Origin of the sequence: Streptosporangium sp. NPDC049248 (assembly GCF_040678965.1) — a bacterium.
GTDB lineage: Bacteria > Actinomycetota > Actinomycetes > Streptosporangiales > Streptosporangiaceae > Streptosporangium > Streptosporangium fukuiense.
In genome coordinates this window covers 48,653-73,534 of record NZ_JBFAQY010000036.1, presented here as the reverse complement: position 1 = coordinate 73,534, position 24,882 = coordinate 48,653, and the positions used below count along the sequence as shown (strand labels likewise).

The following is a 24,882-nucleotide window of genomic DNA, read 5'->3' as shown; positions in this document are numbered from 1 at the left end:
GATGGACCGCCACCTTGAGGCACTGGTTCCTCCGATCGTGCGGCCCTACGTGGGCTGGATCGTCGGAATGGACTGGCCGAAAGGCGATGAGGAAGGCTGTTTCCGCCTGTCCGACGCCTATCGGGAGATCGCCGCGACGATCACGGCCCTGATCGAGGACGGCAACACCACCTGCCGCGACATACGAATGTACATGGACGGATCGGCTTCCGACGCCTTCGAAGAATACTGGAAGACGTTCACCACGACCGAGCCGTTCATACTGCCCCGTCTGAAAGAGGCCTGCGAGAAAGCCGGTAAACAACTCAACGCGGTAGGCCTGGAGATCGAGTACGCGAAGTACATGATCCTGCTGTCCCTGTTCCTGCTGGCGGCGCAGATCACCTACTTCGTCTACCTGGCCGCACCGTCGTTCGGGCGGTCGCTGAGCCTCATCCCCATGGCGTGCAGGTTGACGCAGATGACCGTGCGGCAGATCGCCATGAGATTGCTGCGCAACATCGCGCTGTTCGGCGGGGTGATGGTCGGGATGGACGGGCTCATCCAGACCGTGCAGGTGGCCGGCGGGCGGCGGGAGGACTGGGACTGGATGAAGACCGGCATGTCGCTGGCAGGTGGCGCGCTGGCGGGGTTGGCGTTCACCGGGTTCGGTGTGGCGATCAGCAAGCTGGGCGGATCACGCATCGCGAGCGAGACGGTGGAGCGCATCGCGATGACGTGGAGGGAGAAGGCCGCCGCCCTCCTGGACCAGTCGGCGCTGGGCATGGCGACGCAGAGCATGACGGCCAATACCTTCGCCAGCATGCCGATGCTGGCCGCGAGCGGCCAGCTGAGCTGGGAGACTCTTGCCAAGAGCGCCAGCGCGGGCTTCCTCGGAGGCGCCGACGGCCACCTCATCGCCCCGACCGGTCACCAGGGCGCCAACCCCCTCGCCCCCCTGACCGGCCGCTTCCCGGAGAACGGGATCCTCACCTCGCTTGGTGATCGTCACGGCGCCGGTGGTGACACCCCCCTGGCAACCGCCCTTGCCGGGAACGACCCGATTGCCGGCGCGCCCCGTCAGAGTGATGCCGCCGCAGGGCCCCTTCCCCATCCCGACGCGGCCGACTCGACGGCGGGCGGCTCCACACTCCAGGGCATCGCGAGACCCGATCCGGTGCCGCCCGCAGACAGGCCTGGACCTCCACAGGGCCGGCAGGCACACGATGAAACGGGGATGACCGCCCGCCCGCCCGGAGGCACGGAGGTACAGGCGGCTCCCGCTGTCCGCCCGAAAACGCAAGCGGATATTCCCACCACAGCCCACCCCAACGCCGCCCGCCCAGACACCCCCACCACAGCCCACCCCAACGCCGCCCGCCCAGACACCCCCACCACAGCCCACCCCAACGCCGCCCGCCCGGACACTCTCGTCGCCGCCCGCCCGGAGACGCCCTCGCCGGCCGGGGAGCGCCCTGGGCCGAGTTACATCGATCGGATGCTCAACCCGGATTCACCTTCCGGGCCGCCGAAGGTCGCCACCCACCTGGCAGGCGACCCCTTGGCTTCCGCAAAGCCCCACGAGGCCCCTGCCCCAGCGCCTCGCGACGCGGCCCCCCCGCGCGATCCCGCCGCGTCCGGCGCCGTCCCACCACGAGGGCCCGGGGACGGGGCACCTCCCCCGGCGGACCCTCCCCGATCCTCGGGTTCGGGTCACGGCGTTCCTCCGGACGACAAGACAGCACAGCTGCGCCCCCGGGAAGACGACAAGACAGCAGATCTGCGCCCCCGGGAAGACGACAAGACAGCAGGCCTGCGTCCCCGGGACGACGACGCCTCCGCTGCGAGAGGGGCGGATGGCCCTCACCGCGATGGGGACGGTCCCGCGTCGCCCCGGGTGGCGGAACTGCTCACCGAATTGACAGCGGCAAGGGAGCAAGAGCCCCGCGTACCGCCGTGGCTGAACCGTGGAATCCATTCCGGCATCGCCGGAGAGCCCGTACTGCTGGGCGGCAAAACCGGGGGGGCGGACGGTGTAAGGGCGACCTGGTCCGTGCTGGTAGAGAAATGGACGTTCAACGACGGTTCCCACATGATCCGAAAGGTCCTGGCGACCTCACAGGAGGCAGACGCCGAGGTGCTGGCTGCGATAGTGGGGACCTCCTTGGGGGCCGACGTCCCCGGGGTTTACCGGGCCGACGACAGAGTCGTCTATCAGGAGTTCAAGGAGGGGCAGCACAGAGCGGCGTTACCAGATGAGGAGGTGCCGACGAGACCCGAGTTGACGCGGAGCGGCATGCGCGTCAGTCTGCTCGACGTGCTGATCACCAACCCTGATCGTCACTCCTTCAACTGGTTTCTGAGTTCTGACCCGGAACTGAGATCGCCCACCGGCCAGAGGCTCGGGGTCATCGGCATCGACCACAACCTCTCGTTCGAAGACCCCAAATTCTGGGCTCCCAAAGGGGAATTCGGAACTCAGTTCGTCCGTGGTGAGCTCACACCCGACGGTGCCCGCCAGATCTACGTCGGGAGGCCCAACCCACTCAGCCCGGAGGACGTCCAGGGCATCAAGCGGGTGCTCAAAGATCCCAAGATGAGATCGGAGTTCGAACGGCGGGGACGGTTGGACTGGTACAACAACATGCTCTCCCAGCTCAATATGATCGAGAGGAACGCGGTCGGGACGGAGCCGAGGATGCCGATGCCCGTACGAGTAGTGCCCAAGGTGATCACACGCCCCGAGAGAAACCCTCTCAGCTGGGAGGAGTGATCCGGATCACAACCCCAGGGAGCAACACCAACCATGGAACGGATACTTCGACTATGACGAGACGGATGCTGAAAGTCGTGACGGTAGACACCGACACGGTCCTGGGGACGATCGAACTGACGGAGGCGGGCAAGTTGGCGGGTAGCTCACCCGATATCCAGGACATGGTCGACACCATGTCGAGCAGCAGGCGGGCAAGCCCGCAGGAGGCGTTCGAGGGCCTGACCTTCTGGAGCAACGGCTATGTCAAGGTCGTCCCTGTCGAGGACTGATCTCGACCTGCCCCGTATCAGCCGTCACCTACGCTCCTCCGACGGCAGGTTCGCGGGAAGGAACGATTCAAAACTCGCCTGCTCTCCGAACAGCTCGTCGAACGGCAGGCCCTCCGGCGCGAATGGTTCCATCAGCTCCCGGGTCCGCTCCGAGACCTCGCCGACGGCCAGTCCGATCTGCTCAATGATCGACTGCGACAACTCGGAGGGCGACAGCTTCCGGTAAACGCGGGGATCGAACTCGATGCTCCGTATCTGGCCGTTCAAGCCCACCGTCACAGTCACCATGTGGTCGTCCGACTGCGCGGTCGCCGTTAGTTCCCCCAGTTTGGCGTACATCTCCCGAAGCTGTTCGGCCTGCCGGGTGTACTCCTCGGCAAGCTCTTCGAACGCGACGCGAAACTCATCCATCACCGACGGTCACTCCCCGCAAGCCGCATGGACCACAGAGATTCACCATCCCAGACATCCCCCCTCTTTATCCGGAAAACAGCCTTAAGCGCTTCGGATCGCTCCCCTCACCCGGCGATAAATCCCTGCGGGAACAGAGCGGCACCGCCCGCAGAGGGCCACGCAGGGATCTGTCCAACGCCGGACAGGCCCCGGCACGACCGCGGGGCGTCGTGACATTGCCTTTCCTCGAAGATCTCCGTCCACTCGGATCGATTTCCGATGCTTTGCGTCACGACGGCGGATCCACCGGCCGGGGGAGGAACGACTCGAAGCTCACTCCCTCCCCGAATATCTCCTCATAGGGCAGACCCTCCGGCGCGAAAGGGGCCATCAACTCCCGGGTCCGCTCCATGATCTCCGCCGTCGCCACACCGATCTGCTCCATGACCGACCGTGACAGCTCCGGCGGTGACAGCCTGCGGTAGACCCGGGGATCGAGTTCGATGTCCCGCACCTGGCCGCGCGGCCCCACCGTCACGGTCACCATCCGGTCCTCCGAGCACGCGGTCGCCGCCAGCTCATCGAGCCGGCCGTACATGTCGCGTAGCTGCTCGGCCTGCTGGTTGTACTCCTTGGTGAGCCCGTCCATCACGAGCCGGAACTCGTCCATCATGAGATCATTTCTACCCAGAACCCCAGATATGTCGCCCACTATTTATCGAACCTGGTGAACGTGGCCGGACACCCTGTCCAGGCCACGGACGACCGGACCCGGCGCCGTGCCGAGACAGTCGGCGAGGAAGCCCCTGGTGTCGCCGTCGGCGATGAAGCAGATGTCGTGGCTGTCGGGTTTGTCGGCCACCATGAGCCCGCGCCGCGCGGCCTCCTCGCGGACCTGGGCCTTGGTGGAGTCACCCAGCGGGAAGATCGCATGGCCGAGCTGCTCCCTGGTGAGCACGCCCAGCACGTACGACTGGTCCTTGCCCGCGTCGGGGCTGCGGCTCAGCACGCCGTCGGAGGTGTAGGTCACGTGGCCCTTTCGCGCAGGCCCGTCTCCGCTATGCTCGATCTTGATCGCTTCGGGGGTGGCGCCGAGGAGGAGAGAGTCATATGGAAGGCATCGATCTCCATTTTCAGGCGCTCGAACGGTGCCGTACGAAGGTGGGAAAGCTGGCCAACCGGATTCGTGACGAGCTCAGCGATGATCACCCCGCCCCGCCGTCCAACACCTCCGACTACGGCGACCTCACCGGATCCGCCGCGCTCGCCGGTCTCGTCGACACCCTTGAGGGGTTGATCCACGAGGAGCTCCAGCAGGTCAGAGAGAAGCTCGGAGGCGTCGAACACGCCCTGGAGACGGTGCAGAACAACGTCAGGGGGGCGAACGACGCCAGCGGACCCGGAGAGCGGTAGTGGCCGCCTTGGACGATGTCGCAGTGGCTCTTGGCAAGCTGCCCGGCGGCAGTGATCTCGCCGATCTCAGGGAAAAGGTGAGTGGCGCCCCGGCGGTGATCCGCACGGTCATGACCCGCTGGCGGGGGACGGCGAACGGGGCGAACGAGCTCATGGGCAATCTGAAGACCACGGTGCTCGACGTGGACCACGCCTGGCAGGGTGCCTCCGCGGATGCCTTCTGTGCCTACATGCAGATGTACGACAAGGCCGGCGACGGATTCCACGACGCACTGAACAACTGCGCGGCCTCCATCGGAGAGGTCGCCACGAAACTGACGGACGCGAGCTCGAAGGTCAACGGCATCTGCGCCACCCTCCTCAACCAGGTGGAGACCCACCGTAGGAACAACCCCGACACGGAGGAGGAAGACCTCAACAAGACCTTCGGGCCATGGGTCACGACGGCCGTCTCCGACGCTCGCGAGGCTGTCAAACCCGCCGAGGAAGCCGTGGGCAAGGCCCTGACCACCCTGCAGACACACGCGAAGGACAAGCTTGCCCACTTCGCTCTCATCAGGTCACCGGGCAGTGACTCCTCCATACCCACCTCCGGCTGGCAACGGACCCCCGGCTATCGGCCGCAGATCGAAGGCGGCGGTCCCGACGGTTCCGGCGGCAACGGCTCGGGCGGGTACGGCGGCGCGCCCTCGGGCGGCGGGGTCCCCGCGCCGAAGGAGGAGGTCGTGGAGTGGATCAAGGAGGCGCTCACCATCCTGCGGGACCACGGCGTGGCCGTGAACCCGGACGACCCGGCGACCATCGACAAGATCTGGACGGTCATCTTCCACGAGTCGGGCGGCAACCCACAGGCGATCAACAACTGGGACTCCAACGCCGCCGCAGGCATCCCGTCCAAGGGACTCATGCAGACGATCGACCCCACGTTCCAGGCGCACAAGCAACCCGGCTACAACGACATCTGGAACCCGGTGCACAACATCATGGCCGGTGTCCGCTACACCATCAGCCGCTACGGCTCCCTGGACGGTCACCCCGGCATCGCCTCCCTCAGCGATGGCGGCGGCTACAAACCGTACTGACCCCTCACCGAACATGAGCGGCCCTCCGGCCACCGGCGGCACGGCGAAGATCGGCGTGCCCCTTAGGGTGAGGGAATGAGACTCACGAAATTCGGGCACGCGTGTGTTCGCCTGGAGAAGAACGGTTCCACGCTCGTGATCGACCCGGGCTCCTTCAGTGAGGAGTCCGCGCTCGACGGGGCCCAGACCGTGCTCATCACCCACGAGCACTTCGACCATGTGGACGCCGACCGGCTGCGCCGGGCGGCCGAGGCCAACCCCTCCCTGGAGATCTGGACCAACGAGGGCGTGGCCGCCACGCTGACCGACGTCCCCGCGAAGACCCAGGTGGTACGGCACGGCGACGCGTTCGACACGGCCGGCTTCGGGGTGCGGGTGGTCGGCGAGTGGCATGCCCCCAACCACCCGGACCAGCCGATCGTGCGCAATGTCGGCTTCCTGGTGGACGAGGAGGTCTTCTATCCTGGCGACGCGTTCACCCCGCCGGGCGTCGAGGTGCCCACGCTCCTGGTGCCGACCAACGCGCCATGGATGAAGCTGGCGGAGATGGTGGAGTACCTGCGCCTGGTCCGCCCGGCCCGCGCCTTCTCCACCCACGACGGCCTGCTCAACGACATCGGGCTCGGCCTGGTCGACAGGTGGCTGGAGATGGAGTCGGAGAGGCAGAAGGCCGAGATGCGCCGCCTCAAGCCCGGCGAGTCGGTCACCCTGCCCTGACCGGAGCCCTGACCTGGGCCGACCTCATGCCCGGGTGGGGCATGTCCCGGCCTGTCGAACGCCCGCCCGTATCGGGAGGCGACCGGCACGGACGCGTTCCCGCGGCCGCGGGACGAACGCCACCGGAGCGCGGGCCGGTGCTCCGCCCCGCACTCCTGCGATCGGGTCAGGAGGCCGAGGCGATGGTGGCCGAGCCGATCACGGTGTCACCGAGGTAGAGCACCGCGGCCTGGCCCGCCGCCACCCCGGTGGCCGGGGTGTCCAGTGCGATGTGCACCTCCCCGCCGGAGAGCCGGGCACGACAGCCGTACACCTCGCCGTGCGCGCGGAGCTGGACCGTGCAGGTCAGCGGCTCGCGCGGCTCGCCGGTCGGGCCGTTCCAGACCGGGCGCTCCGCGACGATCTCCGAGACCGCCAGAGACGAGCGCGGACCGATCGTGACCGTGTTGGAGACCGGCTCGATGGACAGCACGTAGCGCGGACGGCCGTCGGGGGCCGGCCGGTCGATGCGCAGGCCCTTGCGCTGGCCGACCGTGAAGCCGTAGGCGCCCTCGTGGCCGCCCACCACCTCGCCGGACTCGTCGACGATCGGACCCGGCGCCGTGCCGAGGCGGTCGGCGAGGAAGCCCCTGGTGTCGCCGTCGGCGATGAAGCAGATGTCGTGGCTGTCGGGTTTGTCGGCCACCATGAGCCCGCGCCGCGCGGCCTCCTCGCGGACCTGGGCCTTGGTGGAGTCACCCAGCGGGAAGATCGCGTGACCGAGTTGCTCCCTGGTGAGCACGCCCAGCACGTACGACTGGTCCTTGCCCGCGTCGGGGCTGCGGCTCAGCACGCCGTCGGTGACGCGCGCGTGGTGCCCGGTGGCCACCGCGTCGAAGCCCAGCGCGAGGGCGCGGTCGAGCACCGCCTCGAACTTGATCTTCTCGTTGCAGCGCAGGCACGGGTTGGGCGTGCGGCCGGCGGCGTACTCGCTGACGAAGTCCTCGACCACGTCGCGATGGAACCGCTCAGCCATGTCCCAGACGTAGAAGGGGATGCCGATCACGTCGGCGGCCCTGCGGGCGTCTCGCGAGTCCTCGACCGTGCAGCACCCGCGGGCGCCGGTCCGATAGGACTGGGGGTTGGCGGAGAGGGCGAGGTGGACACCGGTGACGTCATGGCCCGCCTCGGCGATGCGGGCGGCCGCCACGGCGGAGTCGACGCCGCCGGACATGGCGGCAAGCACACGAAGACTCATAACCCCTTGAGCGTACCCGCGTTGGCGGGCGCCCCGTCGGGCTGGGAGAATCCGGGGTCATGCGACTGTTCGGGCGGAAGAACGAGCCCGCCGCCGACCCTGCTGACGGTATCGGCGAGTTCTGGGCGTGGTGGGCGGAGGCGAGACCGGAACTGGACGCGATGGTCGCCGCCGGCGAGGCCGAGCGGCTGGCCGAGTGGATCGGGCCCGCGGTACTGGTCGTCCACCCGTCGCTGGTGTGGGAGATCGCCCCCGGCCTCGACGCCGACCAGGCCCTCGTGGTCACCTCGGCCGGCGACCCCGAACTGCGCCCCATCGCGCACCGCTGGGCCGCCGCCGCACCGCCCGCCGACGCCCTGTGGGAGTTCCACCCGTCCCGGCGGGCCAATCCGCACGCGATGGACCTCACGCTCGACGTGGGCGGCTACGAGTTCGCGCTCGACAAGCTCGTGCTCGGCCTGCGCGCCCCGCACGGCAACCCCCGGGTCGACGTGGTCGCCTACCATCCGATCTTCACCATTCTCGACGACGAGACGCGCACCGAGGCGGCACTGCTCGCCCTCGACTGGCTGCTCGGCGAGGACGACGTGGCCCGCTGGGTGGGCGACATCTCCGCCGCGGCCTTCGAGCCGATCGACGCGGTGCCCGCCGTGCACCTGCCGAGCGTGGTCTCCGATCTGGCCTCCGGCTACCGGGACGAGCAGTGGGCGCTGCTGGAGGGTGAGACCGCCACCGGCGCCCGCCTGATCGCCACCGCCCGGTACCCGCTCCGCCCGGTCGACCACCCGCTGTTCGACCAGCACATCGCCATCACGCTGCCGTACGCGCACCGCGACGCCGAAGGGCTGCCCACCGGCCCCTCGCTGGAGGCGCTGCGCGACTTCGAGGAGCGTCTCGCCGGGCGGATCAGCAGGCTGAACGGCCAGGCCCTGCTCGCCGCGCACATGAGCGCCGAGGGGCAGCGGGTGCTGCACGTCTACGCCGACCCGGTGAGCGAGACGGCCATCCACGCCAAGGAGCTCATCGTGAGCTGGGAGGAGGGGCGGCCCCGGGTCGACGTGGTCGGCGACCCCGGCTGGATCGCCATCTCGCCCTTCCTGACCTAGTGCCCTGAGTCAGAGGTTCGCCGACAGGCCGACGGTATGAGGCGAGAGCGCCGAGGACTTCTTCGGCGGTCTTGGTCCAGGCGAAAGGCCCGGCCCTCGACGTCAGGTCCTGGACACCCTTGCGGGCAGTGACTCGCAAGAGGGTTCCAAGTCGTCTCACGTATCACTGGTGACGGATCATCCGAGCCGAGAAGCACCGGAAAGAGGAGAGACGATGCGCAGGATCGTCCGTGGAACGCTGCTGGCCACCGCGCTCGTGCTGGGACTGCCCGCCGCGGCGAGCGCGACGGCCCAGGGCGACTTCCATCTGGGGACGGTCAGCTCCGGCTCCGGGCATTCCGGGTACGCCAAGGCGCGACTGTGGGTCACCGGCTTCAACCAGAGCCACTTCACCGCGTACGGCAGGATCTACGACCGAGACCGCCACCCCGGTCACTGCGCCTGGGTTCGCGCCAGGTTCCACTACCAGAAGGGCGGGCCGTCCTGGTCGCCGGTGCGCTGGTCCTGCGCCTCCTCCGGGTACAAGGGCTACCTTTTCGAGACCAAGGGCCAGGTCAAGAGGATCGATCTCAAGGTCTGTGTCTACCAGCCGAAGCGGAACACGCTCTCGCACTGTCGGGTCGAGACCACCAGGGACGAGGACCTCGCGAACTGACCCACTGAGGCGGTGCCCGGGCACCGCCTCAGTGGAGCCGCTCGAAGAGCGTCCGCCACCGGTCGGGGTGGACGAACGCCACCACCGTGCCGCGGTCCGGTCCGGCCTCGTCGAACACACCGCCGCCCCGGAGATCGACATGGAGATCGTTCGCCGCAACCCGGCCACCAGAGGATTCATCCCACTGCCGCGCCGCTGGGTCGCCGAGCGAACCCCGCGCCGGTCAGTGCTCACCGGCGCTTGGCCCGTGACCACGAAACCCTGCCCACCAGTTCCGAAGCCGTGATCCATCTCGCGGTGATCGGCAACATGACCCGCCGCTCAACTGGTGAGAACACCTCAACCTGGCGCGACACCTGAAGCCGAATCAGACGGAATCCGTAGGATCAAACACCCCTTCAAATGGGGTGCAAGTCGTACACCAGCGCTGATCCCTAGCGTTGCCGCAGGTTCGCGCGCCCGACGTTTCCGAAGGACGGGCCTGGACCGGTACGGCTCGGGCGCCCCCGGGCCCGCGGTGACGATGAGAGGAAAGTGCATGACGGACTCCAAGACGGGCCAGGACGTCGCCCTCGCGCGGATCGGCGACTGCCTGCGGGACGGATCGACGGACCTCGATCTGTCCGGACTCGACCTGGACACGCTGCCTGGCCCCCTCGGCGATCTCACACACCTCACCGCACTTGACCTGAACCACAACCAGCTGACCGCCCTGCCCGAGTCGCTGGGCAACCTCACCGGACTGACCTGGATCAACCTGAACTGGAACCGGCTGACCGCCCTCCCCGGGTCGATGAGGAACCTGACCCGTCTGGACCAGCTCGGCCTGGCCAGCAACCAGCTGACCGCCCTGCCCGAGTGGCTGGGCGACCTCACCGCCCTGACCTGGATCAACCTCGGCGCCAACCAGCTGACCGCACTACCCGAGTCGACGGGAAACCTCACCGCCCTGAGCCGGATCACTCTTTACGACAACCGGTTCACCGCCTTCCCCGGACCGCTGGAGAACCTCACCGCCCTGAGCCGCATCGAGCTGGACGGCAACGGACTGGCCGCACTGCCCGAGTGGCTGGGCGACCTCACCGCCCTGAGCCAGCTCGACCTCAGCGGCAACCAGCTGACCGCACTACCCGAGTCGACGGGAAACCTCACCGCCCTGAGCAAACTCGGACTGGGCGGCAACCAGCTGACCGCGCTACCCGAGTCGACGAGAAACCTCACCGAGCTGAGCGAACTTTACCTGAGCGGCAACGGGCTGGCCTCCCTGCCCGAGTGGCTGGGCGACCTCACCGCCCTGAGCCAGCTCGACCTCAGTGGCAACCAGCTGACCACACTGCCCGAGTCGCTGGGCGACCTCACCGCCCTGAGCAGACTCGGACTGGACGGCAACCAGCTGACCGCACTACCCGAGTCGCTGGGCAACCTCACCGCCCTGAGCAGACTCGACCTCAATGACAACAGGCTGACCGCACTGCCCGAGTCGCTGGGCGACCTCACCGCCCTGACCTGGCTCGACCTCAGCGGCAACCAGCTGACCGCACTACCCGAGTCGCTGGGCGACCTCACCGCCCTGACCTGGCTCGACCTCAATGACAACAGGCTGACCGCACTGCCCGAGTCGCTGGGAAACCTCACCAAGCTGGGCGGACTCGGGCTAGGCGGCAACGAGCTGACCACACTGCCCGAGTCGATGGCGAACCTCCCCCTCACCAAGCTCAACCTGAGCCAGAACCGATTCACCACCCTCCCCGGATGGCTAGGGGGCCACCCCGTGAGCGAAGGCGACTATATCTACTTCAACATCATTTGAGAGCCCGTGACGAGCGGCGCGGCGCGGCCATCCTGTCCCTGCCACAGCGTCCGCAGGCGGTGAAGGGGCCTCCCGCCGTACGGAACCGTTCGGAGCTGTACGGATCAGCTCAGACCCGCGCGGCGGGCGCGCTCGACGGCGAGGCCGATGATCTCGGCCAGCCGGTCCACCTCGGCCTCGGTCGAGGTGTGGCCGAGGGAGAAGCGCAGCGAGCCGCGCGCCCGGAACCCGTCGGCGCCCATCGCGAGCAGGACGTGGGAGGGCTGGGCGACCCCTGCCGAGCAGGCCGAGCCCGTCGAGCACTCCACGCCCTTGGCGTCCAGCAGCATGAGCAGCGCGTCACCCTCACAGCCGGGGAAGGAGAAGTGGGCGTTGCCCGGGAGGCGGTTCACCGGGTCGCCGTTGAGGATCACATCGGGCACCGCCTCACGGACCCGGCGGATCAGGTCGTCGCGGAGCGCGGCCAGCCGGGTCGAGGTCTCGGCCTGCCGGGCCACCGCGGTCCGCACGGCCGTGGCGAAACCGGCGATGGCGGGGGCGTCGAGCGTGCCGGAGCGGACGTCCCGCTCCTGACCGCCACCGTGCAGCACCGGCACCGGGTCGACGCCCCGGGCGAGCAGCAGCGCGCCGACGCCCATCGGGCCGCCGACCTTGTGACCGGAGAGCGTCAGCGCGTCGATCCCCGAGTCGGCGAAGACCACCGGGATCTGACCGACCGCCTGGACCGCGTCGGTGTGAAAGGGGACGCCGTACTCGCGGGCCACCTCGGTGAGCGCGTGGACGGGCTGGACGGTGCCGACCTCGTTGTTGGCCCACATGACGCTGGCCAGCGCGACGCTGCCCGGGTCTCGCTCGATGGCCTCGCGCAGGGTCTGCGGATGCACCCGGCCGAACTCGTCGACGTCGAGCAGTTCGACGGTCGCCCCCTGGTGATCGCTCAGCCAGTGCGCGGGGTCCAGGACGGCGTGGTGCTCGACGGCGCTGATCAGGATCCTGTCCGCGCCCCCGGCGCGGCGGGCCCAGTACAGGCCCTTGATGGCCAGGTTGTCGGCCTCGGTGCCGCCCGCGGTGAAGACGACCTCGCTGGGACGGACGCCGAGCGCGGCGGCGATGGTCTCCCGCGACTCCTCCACGACCTGGCGGGTACGACGGCCGGCGGCGTGCAGGGATGACGCGTTGCCGACCTGGCCCAGTTGGGCGGTCATCGCCTCGATCGCCTCGGGAAGCATCGGCGTGGTCGCCGCGTGATCGAGATAGGCGGACTTCACGGCCGCATCCCCTCCCCCACATCGCTGTCAACCTTCCAAGGGTATCCGTGCCCGCGAAGGGCCTCATCCCCGGAGTTGACCACTAAACCGTCCAGACGGTACAGTAACTGGCATGAGACGGGGTGAACTGTTGGACGCGGCAGAGGATCTGCTCTCCGACCAGGGCTCCCAGGCGCTCACCCTGGCGACCGTCGCCGAGCGCGCCGGATGCAGCAAAGGCGGCCTGCTCTACCATTTCAGCACCAAGGAAGCCCTGATCAAGGGCATGGTCGAGCGGCTGATCGAGGAGTTCGACGAGCTCATCGCCGCCCAGGGCCACGACACCTACACCAAGAACTACCTGGCGGCCACGTTCGCCGCCGTACGGAGCGGCAGGCTGCGGCGCTGGGCCGTGGTGACCGGAGCCTCCGGCAACCTCTATCTTCTGGCACCGCTGCGGGTGGCGATGGCCCGGTGGCATCGCGAGGGGCTCGACAGCGAGCCCGACCCGGAGGCGGCGCAGATCGTGCGCCTCGCCTGCGAGGGACTGTGGGACGTGGCGAGCCACGACCCCGATCTCTATGACGACGAGCACTACGAGACTCTGAAACGGCGCCTGCTGGCCATGCTGCCTTAATAGGCCCCCGACACCTTTTCCCTGGTTCCCCTGGTTCCCCTCACTCGCCCGCGCGCCTGATCGCGGGCCCGGCCAGGGAGAACCCATCACACAGATTGGTGGTCGCTTCCGCACGCGCGAAAGCGACCGTCTTTGGTGTGCCCGTTCACCGGTTTGTCAAAACATTTATTGAAGGGATTGAGCATGACCCGCGACCTGAGAACAGCTCGAACCGGGGCGGTTCTCACATTCGTGCTGGCCGGTCTGATGTGTGGATCGATGACCGTGCGCATTCCGGCGCTCTCCGACAAGCTCGGCCTGTCCGAGGCGTCGGTCGGTGTCACCCTCCTCGTATGGGGGCTGGGAGCGCTCGTCACCATGCAGTCGATGCGCGCCGTGATGGCACGCTTCGGCAGCCGGAGCATCCTCCGGGTCGCAGCCCCCCTCACCGCGACCGCCCTGGCCCTGCTGGCCGTGGCGCCGTCGTTCCCCCTGGCCGTGGTCGCGAGCGGCCTGTTCGGCATGGCGTTCGGCGCGGTGGACGTCGCGATGAACGCGCAGGGATCGGTGGTCGAGCGCGCCTACGGCCGCCCGCTGATGAACGGCATGCACGCCGGCTGGTGCGCCGGAGCGATCGGCGCCGGCCTGCTGGGCACCGCGGCGATCGCGGCAGGACTCTCGATCACCACCCACCTGGTGCTGGTCGCCCTGCTCGCGCTCCCCGCGACGGTCCTGGTCAGCCGCACCTACCTGCCCGACCCGGTGGCGGCGGCCGGCGCCGCCCCCGCCGCGCCCCGCCGCCGGATGCCTCCGATGATCTACCTGCTCGGCGTGATCGCCTTCTGCGCGTTCATGGTGGAGGGTACGGTCGCCGACTGGAACGGCCTGTACCTGCGGGACGCGCTGGGCGCTCCGGAGGCGGTGGCCGCCCTGGGTTACCCGATCTTCGAGGCGGGCATGCTGGCCGGGCGCCTGGCCGGTGACCGGGTCCGGGCCCGCTTCGGCGCCCGCGGCATGATGGCCGCCTCGGGCCTGGCCACCGCCGCGACCTTCGGCGTGGTCATCACGGCCCCCAGCGCGCCGGTCGCCCTCGCGGCCATGCTGTTCGTGGGCGTCGCCGTGGCGACGGTCTCGCCGATGGCCATGTCCCTGGCGGGCGAGGCGACCGACACCCCCGGACCCGCCATCGCCCAGACCGGTGCGATGGGCTACGCGGGACTTCTGCTGGGCCCGGTGATCATCGGTTTCCTCTCCGATCTGGCCACGCTCAGGGTGGGCCTCGGCATCGCCGTGCTGCTCGGTGTCCTGATCGCCGTGGTCGCGCGCTTCCTGCCCCGCCACCGCGCGGCGGCCGTCCCCGCCGAGACCGCCAGGCGGGAGCTCTCGATGGCGGCCTGACCCGGGAACGCGAGACGGCACCGCACATGTCGTGCGGTGCCGTCTCACGTTCGCGTCACCCCGCGGGTAAGCCGTACCCCTGCCGGATCACTTGCGCTTGGTGACCTCCTGGGTCAGCTGCGGAATCACTTCGTGCAGATCGCCCACGACGCCGAAGTCGGCGAGCTCGAAGATCGGCGCCTCGGGGTCCTTGTTGATCGCGACGATCGTCTTGGCGGTCTGCATGCCGGCCCGGTGCTGGATGGCACCGGAGATGCCCGCCGCGATGTAGAGCTGCGGCGAGACGGTCTTGCCGGTCTGGCCGACCTGGAACTGGTGCGGGTACCAGCCGGCGTCGGTGGCGGCGCGGGACGCGCCGACGGCCGCGCCGAGCGAGTCGGCCAGCTCCTCGATGATCGAGAACTTGTCGGCCGAGCCGACACCCCGGCCACCGGAGACCACGATCGCGGCCTCGGTGAGCTCCGGGCGCGCGCCCTTCTCCTGCTTGACCCGCTCCACGATCCTGGCGCTCTTGGCGGCCTCGGACACGGTGAAGGAGACCTGCTCCTCGGTCCCCGCACCCGCGGCGGCCTCGACCGGCGTCGAGTTGGGGCGTACCGCGATGATCGGGGTGCCCTTGGTCACGCGCGACCTGACGTTGACGCCGCCGCCGAAGATGGACTGGTCGGCGACCAGGCCGTCCTCGATGCCCACGACGTCGGTCAGCACACCAGAGTCGATCTTGATGGCGAGGCGGCCGGCGATCTCCTTGGCCTCGGCGGTGGCGGCCACGAGCACCACGCTCGGCGACTTCTCGGCCACGAGGTGGGCGAGCAGCTCGGCCTTGGGGGCGACGACGTAGTCGCTGACCTCGGCGGAGTCGGCCACATAGATCTTCTCCGCGCCGTACTCGGCCAGCTTGGCCGCGGCCTCGGGCGAGTAGCCGGCGCCGGTCCAGACCGCCGACGGAGCGCCAAGCTTCCTGGCGAGGGTCAGCAGCTCAAGGGTGACCTTTTTGACCTGGCCCTCGACGTGCTCGACCAGAACGAGAATCTCAGACATTTCCAGCTACCCCCGTTCTCAGACGAACTTCTTCGACGCGAGGAAGTCGGCGGCCTTCACGCCACCGTCGCCCTCGTCCTTGACCACCGTGCCCGCCGCGCGCGGCGGAGCGGCCGCGAAGTCGACGACCTCGCTCCAGGAGCCGGCCAGCCCCACCTGGGAGGCGTCGACCTCGGCCTCGGCGACGCCGAGCTTCTCGACCGGCTTCTTCTTGGCGGCCATGATGCCCTTGAAAGACGGGTAGCGCGGCTCGTTGATCTTCTCCACCACGGAGACGACGGCGGGCAGCGAGGCCTCGACCCTGTCGTAGCCGTAGTCGGTGACGCGCTGGATGGAGATGGCGCCCTTGTCGATCTGGACCTGGTTGGCGAAGGTGAGCTGCGGCACGCCGAGACGCTCGGCCAGCATGGCGGCGAGGACCCCGGTACGGGCGTCCGTCGACTCCGAACCGAGTACGACCAGGTCGAAGCTGATCTTCTTGAGAGCCTGCGCCAGGGCGTGCGAGGTGCCCAGCGCGTCCGAGCCGTGCAACGCGTCGTCCACCAGGTGGACGGCCTTGTCCGCCCCCATGGCCAGGGCCTTGCGGATGGTGTCGCTCGCCTTGTCGGGACCCATGGTGAGAACGGTCACCTCACCGCCATGAGCCTCCTTCAGACGTAGCGCCTCCTCGACCGCGTATTCGCACAGCTCGTTGATGACGCCGTCGGCGGCGTCGCGATCGAGCGTCTTGTCATCGGACCTCAGCTTGCGCTCGGTCGCCGTGTCGGGGACCTGCTTCACGCAGACGACGATGTTCATGGCTGGTGGCCGACCTCCCGTGGTCGCTTACGCCACCGCGTCACTGCGGTTGGCGCCGGATACTCGGTGCGTACACGCGGGGCACGTGCACACTGTGCCAAGACTGCCAGGTGCCCGAGAGCGCCGTGGCAGCGGGTGGCCCGGTTGGGACACGCCCGTCCCTACCCCGAGCCTATGTTACTTATCAGTAGCTTGGCCGCAAACCGCCAGGCAGGACGGCCGGCGACCGGGACCTCGGAGCCCCCAGGGACCCCCGGACCACCATACCGAACTATATTCCGGTGCCTGCTCGCGGGCCCCTTACTCCGGAAACGTACCCCGGGAATTGGCCTGACTAGCTTCGTGCGCTCAGCTGGCCACCAGGATCCCGACCAGGACGAAGACGACGGTGCCCAGCGCGAGCGCCAGGGTGATCGTGCTGAAGAACGCGCTGAGGGCCGCCCACAGCGCGACGGCCCCGGCTCCCGCGGACAGGTCGAGGATCGTGCGTCCGCGGTCCCCGCGGGCGAACAGGGCGATGCCCGCGTCGACGAGCATCGCCGAGCCGTACCCGGTCAGCAGCAGCAGCGCCACCTCGGGCAGCGGTTCCCTGGCGGTCGCGGCCATCAGCGAGACGAGCAGGCCGGTGCCGACGACCCAGCGGCGGTGCAGCACGACTCTGCGACGCTCGCGGGCCTCCTCCGGTGTGGGCCTGCCCTTCTGCGGGCGGGGGCGGTCGCCCGGCCGCCACTCCCGGGTGGTGAGGCCGTGCATCCCGTTCTCCACCACCGCACGGGGCCGTGGCGGACCCACCACCGGGGCCGCACCCAGCCGGGCCGGCAGCGCGCCCGCGTCAGGCCGGGCCGCGGGGTCGCGCAGCAGGCACTCCCGCAGCAGCGGCTCCAGCCACCCGGGAACACCTTCGAGGTCGGGAGGGTGGTGGACGACGCGGTAGCCGATCGCCGACGCCGGGCCCGTGCCGTAGGGGTGCCGCGCCGTGGACGCGTACGCCAGCGTCGCCCCGAAGGCGAAGACGTCGGCCTCGGCACCGGATCCGGTGCCCTCCAGCACCTCGGGCGCCAGGTAGCCGGGCGTGCCGAGCACCGCTCCCGAGGCGGTGACCGAGGGCGAGTCGAGCGCGCAGGCGATGCCGAAGTCGATGACGACCGGCTCGCCGTCGCTCAGGATCACGTTCGCGGGTTTGAGGTCGCGGTGCACCACCCCCGCGGCGTGCACGGCCGCCACGGCCTCGGCCAGGCCGCGCGCCAGCCGTACGAGATCGTCGCCCGCGACCGGCCCGTCCGCGCCGACCACCTCGCTGAGCGGGCGACCCTGCACGTAGCGGGTGACCAGGTAGGGGCGCGCCCCGTCAAGGGAGGCGTCCAGGACCTCGGCGACGTGCGGGCCCCGGACCAGCCGCATGGTCTCCACCTCGCGGGCCAGCCTGGTCAGCGCCGTCGCGTCGGCCGCGACGTGGGGATGCAGGATCTTGACCGCCACCGTACGCCCCTCAGGGTCCAGAGCCAGGTGGACCTCGCCGAAACCTCCGGCCCCCAGTCTCGACAGCAGGCGGTAGGGGCCAAGACGTTCACCGTCCGGTGCGACCATGCGACTCCTTCCGGTGGATCTCCTCCATCGTGCCGCAGAGAGGGCGATCCCGCATCGGCTGGATGTCAGGAAACCCCCATCAATGGACGCGGGATACAAACCAGAGGTTTCCCATCGACCACATCCGGTAACCGGGCTTGGGACCGGCTTGGTATCGATCTTCAGGAATCGCCCAGGAGGCCGGGGCCGGCCTCGCCCCGGAGAACGCCGGTGCCCGGGGGTCTCACCCGGCGGGACCGGCCGTCGCGTACGACCTCGACCGGCCCGCCCGCGCCGGCGGGATCGTCACTTCCAGAACGTCAGGAACCCGAGGCCGAGGCTTGTCATCAGGTCGTCGAGGAGGCCGCCGACGAGATCGAGCGCGCCCATCGCGCCCTCGTTCGCCGACTGCCGCCACTGCGCCGTGAGATTGTCGACGACATCGGTCGGCTGCTGCCACGGGGAGAAGGAGGGAACCACGCTCAGCGCGGCCATCACCGCGAAGAACGCCAGCGTGCCCAGGACGATCGTGGTCACCATGCCCGCGCCGGGGCTCCGGATGATCCCGCTCAGCGCGCGGGCGACGGCCTTGCGCGGCTTGCCGCCGCCGGGCAGGACGAACAGCCCGGCCGCGAAGGCGCCGGCCGCGTAGGCGGCCGCGTGGTTCTTGTTCATGTCGCCCGCGTAGACCAGGACCCCCCACACGCACATGCCGAACATGGCGGAGAGCAGCGAGGTGACCAGCGTCGCGAAGGTGGCCCTGATCAACGCCCACGGGGTGCCGAGCAGCGCGAGCAGCGGGTCGGTGGCGCTGCTGCCCCTGATGGAGCGGCGCTGGACCAGGTCCCCGAACAGGTACTCCCCCACCCGCAGGCAGAGCGCGGCGGCCAGCGCGAACACGCTCACCACCACCGGCAGCATGCAGGCCACCGCCACCAGGATCGTCAGCAACAGGAACGCGGCCAGCGGGTGGCTGGCGCGGTAGCGCTCCTGCGGCGGGGTCCTGGGCGCGGGTGCGGGCCGCTCCTGCGGCGGGGTGTGCGGCCGCGCCTGGACCGGCGGCGGATAGTGCCTCGACGGGCCGGTCGGCGGCGGCGCCGGGTATCCGGCCACCCGCTGGTCGGGGTAGGGCGGCGGTGCCGCCCCCCTGGCCTGTGCCGAGGGCGTCGCGGGGACGTAGGGCGGCGGCTGGGGGGCCGGGACGTACGGCGGCGGGGCGGTCCCCGCGCCGGACGCCTGGCCGGACGCCTGCCTCGGCCTGCGCTCGCGCCGCTCCGGCTTGGCGTACTCGACCGGCGGGAGCAGGTCGGCGTAGCCGTCGTCCTGCGGCAGGACGCGGGTGCCGTTCGGCGGGGGCGGCGGGGGCGGCGGACTCTGGCCGTCCAGAATCCTGGTGCCGTCGGTGTTGAGGACCTTCGTCCCGCCGTCGAGGACGGCGGTGGGCGGCGTCTCGTGGAAGGTCGTCACCGTCGGGTCGAGGGCGCGGGCCATCCGGTGCAGCTCCGTCGCGGACGGCCGGGCGGCGGGGTCGACGGCCAGTGCCCGCTTGAGCCAGCCTCGCAGCCAGACAGGGGCCTTGTCGACGTTCGCCCGGCCCTCCATGATGTTGAAGCAGACGACTTCGAAGCTGCCCGTGCCGAACGGCGGCTGACCGGTCGCGCCGAAGAAGACCGTCGAGGCCAGCGCGTGCACGTCGGCCGCCTGGGTGATCTCGGAGTCACGGATGATCTCCGGGGCGAGGTAGCCGGGGGTGCCGACGAACATGCCGGTCTGGGTCAGCCTGGTCGCGTTGACCAGGTGCGCGATGCCGAAGTCGATGACCAGCGGGTCACCGTTGACGATCATCACGTTGGACGGCTTGAAGTCGCGGTGGATGACATCGGCGGCGTGGATGGCCACCAGTGCCGCGCACATGCCCTGCGCCAGCCGGATGACCTGGTCCGCGGGGAGCGGGCCGTCCTGCAGGACGGTCTCCTCCAGCGTGCGCCCGGGGGCGAACCGGGTCACGATGTAGGGCTGCCTGGCCGTCAGTTCGGCGTCGAGCACCTCGGCGACGTGCGGGCTGCGCACCCGCCGCATGGTCTCCACCTCGCGGGTGAGCCGGTCGCGGGCCTTGAGGTCGGCCGCCACGTGCGGGTGCAGGACCTTGACGGCCACCTCGCGCCCGTCCTCGTCGATCCCGAGGTGGACGACGCCCATGCCGCCCTCGCCGATCTTTCTGAGCAGCCGGTACGGGCCCAGCCTCTCGGGCGCCCGCGTGTCCCCCGTCATCACGCCGCCTTCTTTCGTAGGTCGCTCAGTTCGTCCACCACCGTTCCGACGTCGACCGGTGTCCACACCGCCGGCCGTGCCCTGTCTCCCACGGTGCCGATCGCCAGGAAGACCATCAGCGCCGCCACCGCGCCCAGCGCCGCGGCGGCGATCATGGCCGCGCCGCGGGACGGCAGCAGTGATGCCAGCGTACGTCGCATCTGGCGGCTGGGGCCCTCCACACCGGGTCCGGCGCAGACGGTCCAGAGCGCGACGGCCGCACCCCAGCTCAGCGTGTTGGCGATGGGCATGCTCCCGACCAGCACGGCGAGCAGGAGCGTCACCGGCAGGCCGAGGATCAGCGCGTACGGCACCAGGGCGACGGTGATGCCGATCGACTTCAGGAGCGCGGCCAGCTGGCCGAGCACCCGGAGGACGTCGCCGGCCGCCTCGCCGGCGGTCCTGCGGGCGTTCAGGGCCGGCTGGGCGATGTCGGCGGCGCGAAGCAGGATCGCCACCGGGATGGCCACCGCGGCGACGATCAGCGGGGCGATGACCGCCGCGATCGTCATGATGACCAGCATCAGCACGCTCACCACCCCGTACGCCCTGGAACGCTGCAACGCGTGCCCCGGCCGCTGCCCGGGGTGGAGCGGCGACGGCGCGGGGTACTGCTGGGCCTGCGTGGGGGGCTGGGGGTGCGAGTAGGGGTAGGGCGGGGGTGCGGGGGTACGGACGTGCGGGGTCTGCTGCTGATCGAACGGGGCCTGCCGCTGCGGGTAGGGCTGCGGGGTGCCCGCCTGCGGCGCCCGGCCCTGCTGGCCCGGCTGCCCCTGGTAGCCACCCTGCTGGTTCTGGTGGCCCGGCTGGCCCGGCTGGCCCGGCTGGCCCGGCTGGTTGGTGTACTGACGGATGTATTCCTGCAGGTCCTGAGGGCGGACCCGCTGGGTGGGGATGTCCCCGTCGGGGACCGGCGCGGTGAAGCCCCGGTCATCGCCCCTGGCCCCCGGCTGGTCACGGACGGCGGAGACGGGCGGGGAGCCATGGACCGCGCCCGGGGTGCGGGTGGGCACGTCCTCCGGAGCGAGCATGCCGGTGGGCAGGTCGTGCGCGGACTGCTGGGCCGCCGCCTGGCGCAGTTCCTCGGGGGTCACCCGGCGGGTCGGCCACGGGTCGGCCTGCTCCTCGCCGAGCAGCGAGACGTACTCGTGGGGCTGGGCCATGGGGGTGGGCGGCCAGGGAGTGGGCGGGACCGCCGGGCGGGACGCCACCGGGGTCGGCACGTCGCCGGGGTCGCCGCGGAACCCGGGATCACCGCGGAGACCCGGGTCAGGGGCGGCGCGAAAGCCGGGAGCGGGGGCGTCGAACTCCGCGACCGTGGTGATCTCGTCCGGCACCCGGGGCCGGCCGGTGTCCGGCAGCAGACGCCCCACCTGCGCCGCCAGCTCGGCGGCCGAGGGTCGCCTGGCCGGGTCGCGCTGAAGCGCGGCCCGCAGCACCGGCTGGAGCTCACGCGGGACGGCCTCGACGTTCGCCTTGCCCGCGGTGATGTTGTAGAAGATCATCTCCAGCGTGCCCTTGCCGAAGGGCGGCTGGCCGGTGGCGGCGAAGACCAGGGTGCCCGCCCAGGCGTGCACGTCGACCTCGGGGCCGGCCTCGTGTCCCTCGATGATCTCGGGGGCGAGGTAACCGGGCGTGCCGATGAACATGCCGGTCTGGGTGAGCCTGGTCGCGTCGACGGCCTGGGCGATGCCGAAGTCGATGAGGACCGGCTGGCCGTCCAGGATGAGGACGTTGCCGGGCTTGAGGTCGCGGTGGATCACGCCGACCGAGTGCACGGCGGCCAGCGCCGACGCCACACCGTGCGCGACCCGCAGCAGCGCGGGCAGCTCCATGGGGCCGTCCTGCTTGACCACCTCGTCCAGCGGCCGACCGGCGACGTACCGCGTCACGATGTAGGGGCGGTGGCCGGTCACGTCGGCGTCGATGACCTCGGCGATGTGCTCGCTGCGCACCCGCCGCATCGTCTCGACCTCACGCGAAAGGCGGCGACGGGCGACGTCGTCGCCCGCCACCTCGGCGCGGAGCACCTTCACCGCGACCTGTCGGCCCTGTGGGTCGACCGCGAGGTGAACCACCCCCATACCGCCCTCACCGAGCCGCCGCAGCAGCCGGTAAGGGCCCAATCGGTCGTCCTGATTCATGGCATGAAGCACCATATCGGCTTAGACCCCGCCCATGAGATGAACCATCGGGCCACATTTTCCGACTGAATAACGTTCACAGAACCCCGACGGTTTCCCGATTCCCGCTCTCACTTAATCTCATTTTCGCTTCAGTTCGCCAGACGGAGAACCTGCGCCGTTTTCAACCCTGCCAGCAGGGAGCCCGGCACCGCCAGCTTGGAGCGGCGGACCCCGCTGCCGATCACGACCTCCGGATGGGCCGCCACCGCCTCGTCGACGAGCACCGGCCAGTCCTCGGGCAGTCCGAGCGGGGTGATCCCGCCGTACTCCATGCCGGTCAGCGTGACCGCGTCGTCCATCGGCGCGAACGAGATCTTCCGCGCGTCCAGGTGACGCCGGACCACGCCGTTGACGTCGGCCCTCGTGGTGGCGAGCACCATGCACGCCGCGTAGCGGACCTCCCCCGCGCGCCTGGCCGCCACGATCACGCAGTTGGCCGACTCGCCCAGGCCCACGCCGTAGCGCTCGCAGAAGGCCGCCGTGTCGGCCAGTTCCGGGTCGATCTCGGCGACCTCGATCTCGCCGAGGCCCCCGTCGGGCCCGCCGACCGCCCGCGCCACCGGCTCGGCCAGCAGGTCCGGCCGCTCGGCGGCACTCGTCCAGTCAAGTGTTCCGATCGCCATCGCCGTCTCATCTCCCTTGGTTTTCCTTCGCACCGAAGACCTTACGGCCGCGCCGGAGAACTCAGGAGGTCGCGCTCAGCACCCGGCGGTGCAGCTCGGTGACCGTCCTCCTCGCCGACTCCATCGCGCCGGCCTGCCAGGCGATCAGCTGGGTGAGCCAGTCCCCGGCGAAGTAGACCCGCCCCGCCGGGCGCTGGAGGAGGGCGAAAGCACCCTCGTGGGAGGGCCAGCCCACCCAGCCTCCCTCGATGTACGGCGTGCGCCGCCAGGCGATCGAGACGCTGGAACGCAGCTCGGAGCGGTACTTCTCACCGTGGATCTTCTTGCCCTGGGTGAGCGCCCGCTTTCGACGATCACTGTGGGAGAGCGCGCCGTAGAGGTCGGCGTTCGGTCCGACGTTGTAGTAGCCGACCAGCAGGCCACCGCGGGAGTGGTAGCCGTGGGAGGGGTACCAGATGTGGGTGATGTCCAGGTCGGTCTCGGTGACACCGCCGTAGATGCGGTCGTCGATCTCCCACCAGCGTCTGCCGTACTCCAGACCGATCTTGCCCGCGGAGACCGGGACGGGCGTGCGGAGCGCGGCGGTGACCGGGGTGCCGAGGTTGTGCGGCAGGCGCGCGAGCAGGTGGGGCGGCAGGGTCGCGATGCAGTAGTCGGCGCGGACCGTGCCGCCCCGGTGGGTCACCTCCACCCCGTCGGGCAGGTTCCTTATCCCGGTGACCGGGGTGCCCGTCCTGATCCGGTCTCGGCCGACCGCGTCGGCGAGCGCGCCGGCGATCGTGTCCATGCCGCCCACCGGCTGGAACATCGGCATCGCCTGGTCGTAGCCGAAGTCCATGGTGACGGCCCTGCCGGTGCCCGCGGCGAGCACGTCCCGCAGCGAGGGCGTCGCCCCCAGGGGAACGCCCCGGTCCACTCCCGGATAGGTCTCGAAGCCCCGCCGTTCCGAGCCTCGGTAGGTGAGGTCGGAACCCAGGTCGCCGAAGCGCCGCAGGAACTCCGCCAGCCGCTCGCGGTCGTCGGCGGTGAGCCTGCGGTTCAGCGCGCCGGCGTTGCTCGCCTTGGCCAGCAGCTCCGCGACGTAGCCGTACAGGTCCGCGCGGGCGGTACGCGCCCGGACCGGGGCGGTCATGTTCTCGTTGTAGACGTACGCCGAGGCGTTGTTGTTGACGAACGTCTCGATGGGGACGCCCAGCTCGCGGCAGTAGTCCATGGTGACCATCCACGGCGCGATCCGCCCGGCCCCCGCGTTGAAGTAGGTGCCCTCCTCGAACGCGGCGGTCTGCGGCTCGCCGCCCAGTTCGTCCAGCCGGTCGCCCGTGCGCAGCGTGATGGTCCTGCCGCCCACCCGGCCGGACGCCTCCAGGACCGTGCAGTCGTATCCGGCCTTGCCCAGCTCGTAGGCACAGGTCAGCCCGGCGATACTGGCACCGAGGACGACCACCTTGGCCGCCGCCTTCCCGCTGAGGGAGAAGTCGGAGGGCTGCGGGGGGGTGAAGTCCTTCTCCTGGGACTCCGGGGCGAGGCCGAGCGCGCCCATGGCCGCGAACATGGCTCCGGCACCCCCGGCCGCGCCCACCCCGACCAGCAGTGCCCTGCGCGTCAGTCCTCCGCCTCTGCCGGGGGCGGCCTGGGCGGCGGGCTCCGTCTCGTCACTCAT

Annotated in this window: 21 protein-coding genes and 1 pseudogene; 10 read left to right on the top strand and 12 right to left on the bottom strand. The window is 70.0% G+C overall.

The window, feature by feature from the left end:
- The first annotated feature begins 1 nt into the window (after position 1).
- Positions 2 to 2,752 (top strand): hypothetical protein, encoded by a 2,751-nt coding sequence (locus AB0K21_RS39835; protein ID WP_343976818.1) that lies wholly within the window; start codon positions 2 to 4, stop codon positions 2,750 to 2,752.
- A 77-nt stretch (positions 2,753 to 2,829) separates the two neighbouring features.
- On the top strand, positions 2,830 to 3,024 hold the full coding sequence (locus AB0K21_RS39830; protein ID WP_343976821.1) for a hypothetical protein: 195 nt from the start codon (positions 2,830 to 2,832) through the stop codon (positions 3,022 to 3,024).
- 24 nt (positions 3,025 to 3,048) lie between these two features.
- On the opposite strand, the gene AB0K21_RS39825 is transcribed toward AB0K21_RS39830, so the two are convergent.
- The 3 genes and pseudogenes from AB0K21_RS39825 to AB0K21_RS39815 form a co-directional block, all read right to left on the bottom strand.
- Complete coding sequence (locus tag AB0K21_RS39825) at positions 3,049 to 3,435, bottom strand: YbaB/EbfC family nucleoid-associated protein (protein ID WP_343976824.1); 387 nt, start codon at positions 3,433 to 3,435, stop codon at positions 3,049 to 3,051.
- Between the two features lie 271 nt (positions 3,436 to 3,706).
- The gene (locus tag AB0K21_RS39820; RefSeq protein ID WP_343976827.1) at positions 3,707 to 4,090 is read right to left on the bottom strand and encodes a YbaB/EbfC family nucleoid-associated protein; all 384 of its coding nucleotides are present in this window, start codon (positions 4,088 to 4,090) and stop codon (positions 3,707 to 3,709) included.
- Between the two features lie 90 nt (positions 4,091 to 4,180).
- A pseudogene (locus tag AB0K21_RS39815) lies at positions 4,181 to 4,432 on the bottom strand (tRNA 2-thiouridine(34) synthase MnmA); the annotation flags it as partial.
- 95 nt (positions 4,433 to 4,527) lie between these two features.
- On the opposite strand from AB0K21_RS39815, the gene AB0K21_RS39810 reads away from it, so the two are divergent.
- From AB0K21_RS39810 to AB0K21_RS39800, 3 genes are all read left to right on the top strand, one after another.
- Positions 4,528 to 4,830, top strand: coding sequence for a hypothetical protein (locus tag AB0K21_RS39810; protein ID WP_343976830.1), 303 nt, complete (start codon positions 4,528 to 4,530; stop codon positions 4,828 to 4,830).
- A 23-nt stretch (positions 4,831 to 4,853) separates the two neighbouring features.
- Entirely contained in the window at positions 4,854 to 5,912 is a 1,059-nt protein-coding gene (locus tag AB0K21_RS39805) for a transglycosylase SLT domain-containing protein (protein ID WP_343976833.1), read from the top strand.
- Positions 5,913 to 5,987: 75 nt separating this feature from the next.
- The gene (locus AB0K21_RS39800) at positions 5,988 to 6,629 is read left to right on the top strand and encodes an MBL fold metallo-hydrolase (RefSeq protein ID WP_343976836.1); all 642 of its coding nucleotides are present in this window, start codon (positions 5,988 to 5,990) and stop codon (positions 6,627 to 6,629) included.
- 166 nt (positions 6,630 to 6,795) lie between these two features.
- Here the strand turns inward: AB0K21_RS39800 and mnmA are convergent, their stop codons facing one another.
- Positions 6,796 to 7,866, bottom strand: a complete 1,071-nt coding sequence (gene mnmA / locus AB0K21_RS39795) for a tRNA 2-thiouridine(34) synthase MnmA (RefSeq protein WP_364157572.1) — start codon at positions 7,864 to 7,866, stop codon at positions 6,796 to 6,798.
- 59 nt (positions 7,867 to 7,925) lie between these two features.
- On the opposite strand from mnmA, the gene AB0K21_RS39790 reads away from it, so the two are divergent.
- The 3 genes from AB0K21_RS39790 (at position 7,926) to AB0K21_RS39780 (ending at position 11,437) form a co-directional block, all read left to right on the top strand.
- On the top strand, positions 7,926 to 8,972 hold the full coding sequence (locus AB0K21_RS39790) for a DUF695 domain-containing protein (RefSeq protein WP_343976842.1): 1,047 nt from the start codon (positions 7,926 to 7,928) through the stop codon (positions 8,970 to 8,972).
- 214 nt (positions 8,973 to 9,186) lie between these two features.
- A complete protein-coding gene (locus AB0K21_RS39785; RefSeq protein WP_343976845.1) occupies positions 9,187 to 9,627 on the top strand; it encodes a hypothetical protein in 441 nt (146 codons plus the stop codon).
- A 538-nt stretch (positions 9,628 to 10,165) separates the two neighbouring features.
- A complete protein-coding gene (locus tag AB0K21_RS39780; protein WP_364157568.1) occupies positions 10,166 to 11,437 on the top strand; it encodes a leucine-rich repeat domain-containing protein in 1,272 nt (423 codons plus the stop codon).
- 104 nt (positions 11,438 to 11,541) lie between these two features.
- On the opposite strand, the gene AB0K21_RS39775 is transcribed toward AB0K21_RS39780, so the two are convergent.
- Positions 11,542 to 12,705, bottom strand: a complete 1,164-nt coding sequence (locus AB0K21_RS39775; RefSeq protein WP_343976851.1) for a cysteine desulfurase family protein — start codon at positions 12,703 to 12,705, stop codon at positions 11,542 to 11,544.
- 112 nt (positions 12,706 to 12,817) lie between these two features.
- Here AB0K21_RS39775 and AB0K21_RS39770 point away from each other — a divergent pair, with 112 nt between their 5' ends.
- Positions 12,818 to 13,321, top strand: coding sequence for a TetR/AcrR family transcriptional regulator (locus tag AB0K21_RS39770; protein ID WP_343976854.1), 504 nt, complete (start codon positions 12,818 to 12,820; stop codon positions 13,319 to 13,321).
- A 183-nt stretch (positions 13,322 to 13,504) separates the two neighbouring features.
- Positions 13,505 to 14,698, top strand: coding sequence for an MFS transporter (locus AB0K21_RS39765; protein WP_343976857.1), 1,194 nt, complete (start codon positions 13,505 to 13,507; stop codon positions 14,696 to 14,698).
- An 87-nt stretch (positions 14,699 to 14,785) separates the two neighbouring features.
- Here AB0K21_RS39765 and AB0K21_RS39760 read toward each other — a convergent pair whose 3' ends face one another.
- From AB0K21_RS39760 to AB0K21_RS39730, 7 genes are all read right to left on the bottom strand, one after another.
- Positions 14,786 to 15,739: an electron transfer flavoprotein subunit alpha/FixB family protein gene (locus AB0K21_RS39760; RefSeq protein ID WP_364157563.1), complete on the bottom strand. Its 954-nt coding sequence runs from the start codon at positions 15,737 to 15,739 to the stop codon at positions 14,786 to 14,788.
- An 18-nt stretch (positions 15,740 to 15,757) separates the two neighbouring features.
- The gene (locus tag AB0K21_RS39755; RefSeq protein WP_343976863.1) at positions 15,758 to 16,537 is read right to left on the bottom strand and encodes an electron transfer flavoprotein subunit beta/FixA family protein; all 780 of its coding nucleotides are present in this window, start codon (positions 16,535 to 16,537) and stop codon (positions 15,758 to 15,760) included.
- Between the two features lie 348 nt (positions 16,538 to 16,885).
- On the bottom strand, positions 16,886 to 18,124 hold the full coding sequence (locus AB0K21_RS39750; protein ID WP_364157560.1) for a serine/threonine-protein kinase: 1,239 nt from the start codon (positions 18,122 to 18,124) through the stop codon (positions 16,886 to 16,888).
- 285 nt (positions 18,125 to 18,409) lie between these two features.
- Positions 18,410 to 20,374, bottom strand: coding sequence for a protein kinase (locus AB0K21_RS39745; RefSeq protein WP_364157557.1), 1,965 nt, complete (start codon positions 20,372 to 20,374; stop codon positions 18,410 to 18,412).
- Positions 20,374 to 22,557, bottom strand: a complete 2,184-nt coding sequence (locus tag AB0K21_RS39740) for a protein kinase (RefSeq protein ID WP_364157554.1) — start codon at positions 22,555 to 22,557, stop codon at positions 20,374 to 20,376. The genes AB0K21_RS39745 and AB0K21_RS39740 overlap by 1 nt, the downstream gene beginning before the upstream one ends.
- Before the next feature lie 131 nt (positions 22,558 to 22,688).
- Positions 22,689 to 23,222, bottom strand: coding sequence for a YbaK/EbsC family protein (locus tag AB0K21_RS39735; RefSeq protein ID WP_343972876.1), 534 nt, complete (start codon positions 23,220 to 23,222; stop codon positions 22,689 to 22,691).
- 61 nt (positions 23,223 to 23,283) lie between these two features.
- Positions 23,284 to 24,882, bottom strand: coding sequence for an FAD-dependent oxidoreductase (locus AB0K21_RS39730; RefSeq protein WP_343972879.1), 1,599 nt, complete (start codon positions 24,880 to 24,882; stop codon positions 23,284 to 23,286).

Bases quoted from the DNA above. Each gene is read 5' to 3' on its own strand.
- AB0K21_RS39835 (WP_343976818.1), top strand. From the start codon at position 2: ATGGACCGCCACCTTGAGGCACTGGTTCCTCCGATCGTGCGGCCCTAC.
- AB0K21_RS39825 (WP_343976824.1), bottom strand. From the start codon at position 3,435: ATGGATGAGTTTCGCGTCGCGTTCGAAGAGCTTGCCGAGGAGTACACC.
- AB0K21_RS39820 (WP_343976827.1), bottom strand. From the start codon at position 4,090: ATGATGGACGAGTTCCGGCTCGTGATGGACGGGCTCACCAAGGAGTAC.
- AB0K21_RS39810 (WP_343976830.1), top strand. From the start codon at position 4,528: ATGGAAGGCATCGATCTCCATTTTCAGGCGCTCGAACGGTGCCGTACG.
- AB0K21_RS39800 (WP_343976836.1), top strand. From the start codon at position 5,988: ATGAGACTCACGAAATTCGGGCACGCGTGTGTTCGCCTGGAGAAGAAC.
- mnmA (WP_364157572.1), bottom strand. From the start codon at position 7,866: ATGAGTCTTCGTGTGCTTGCCGCCATGTCCGGCGGCGTCGACTCCGCC.
- AB0K21_RS39790 (WP_343976842.1), top strand. From the start codon at position 7,926: ATGCGACTGTTCGGGCGGAAGAACGAGCCCGCCGCCGACCCTGCTGAC.
- AB0K21_RS39785 (WP_343976845.1), top strand. From the start codon at position 9,187: ATGCGCAGGATCGTCCGTGGAACGCTGCTGGCCACCGCGCTCGTGCTG.
- AB0K21_RS39780 (WP_364157568.1), top strand. From the start codon at position 10,166: ATGACGGACTCCAAGACGGGCCAGGACGTCGCCCTCGCGCGGATCGGC.
- AB0K21_RS39770 (WP_343976854.1), top strand. From the start codon at position 12,818: ATGAGACGGGGTGAACTGTTGGACGCGGCAGAGGATCTGCTCTCCGAC.
- AB0K21_RS39765 (WP_343976857.1), top strand. From the start codon at position 13,505: ATGACCCGCGACCTGAGAACAGCTCGAACCGGGGCGGTTCTCACATTC.
- AB0K21_RS39760 (WP_364157563.1), bottom strand. From the start codon at position 15,739: ATGTCTGAGATTCTCGTTCTGGTCGAGCACGTCGAGGGCCAGGTCAAA.
- AB0K21_RS39755 (WP_343976863.1), bottom strand. From the start codon at position 16,537: ATGAACATCGTCGTCTGCGTGAAGCAGGTCCCCGACACGGCGACCGAG.
- AB0K21_RS39750 (WP_364157560.1), bottom strand. From the start codon at position 18,124: ATGGTCGCACCGGACGGTGAACGTCTTGGCCCCTACCGCCTGCTGTCG.
- AB0K21_RS39745 (WP_364157557.1), bottom strand. From the start codon at position 20,374: ATGACGGGGGACACGCGGGCGCCCGAGAGGCTGGGCCCGTACCGGCTG.
- AB0K21_RS39740 (WP_364157554.1), bottom strand. From the start codon at position 22,557: ATGAATCAGGACGACCGATTGGGCCCTTACCGGCTGCTGCGGCGGCTC.
- AB0K21_RS39735 (WP_343972876.1), bottom strand. From the start codon at position 23,222: ATGGCGATCGGAACACTTGACTGGACGAGTGCCGCCGAGCGGCCGGAC.
- AB0K21_RS39730 (WP_343972879.1), bottom strand. From the start codon at position 24,882: ATGAGTGACGAGACGGAGCCCGCCGCCCAGGCCGCCCCCGGCAGAGGC.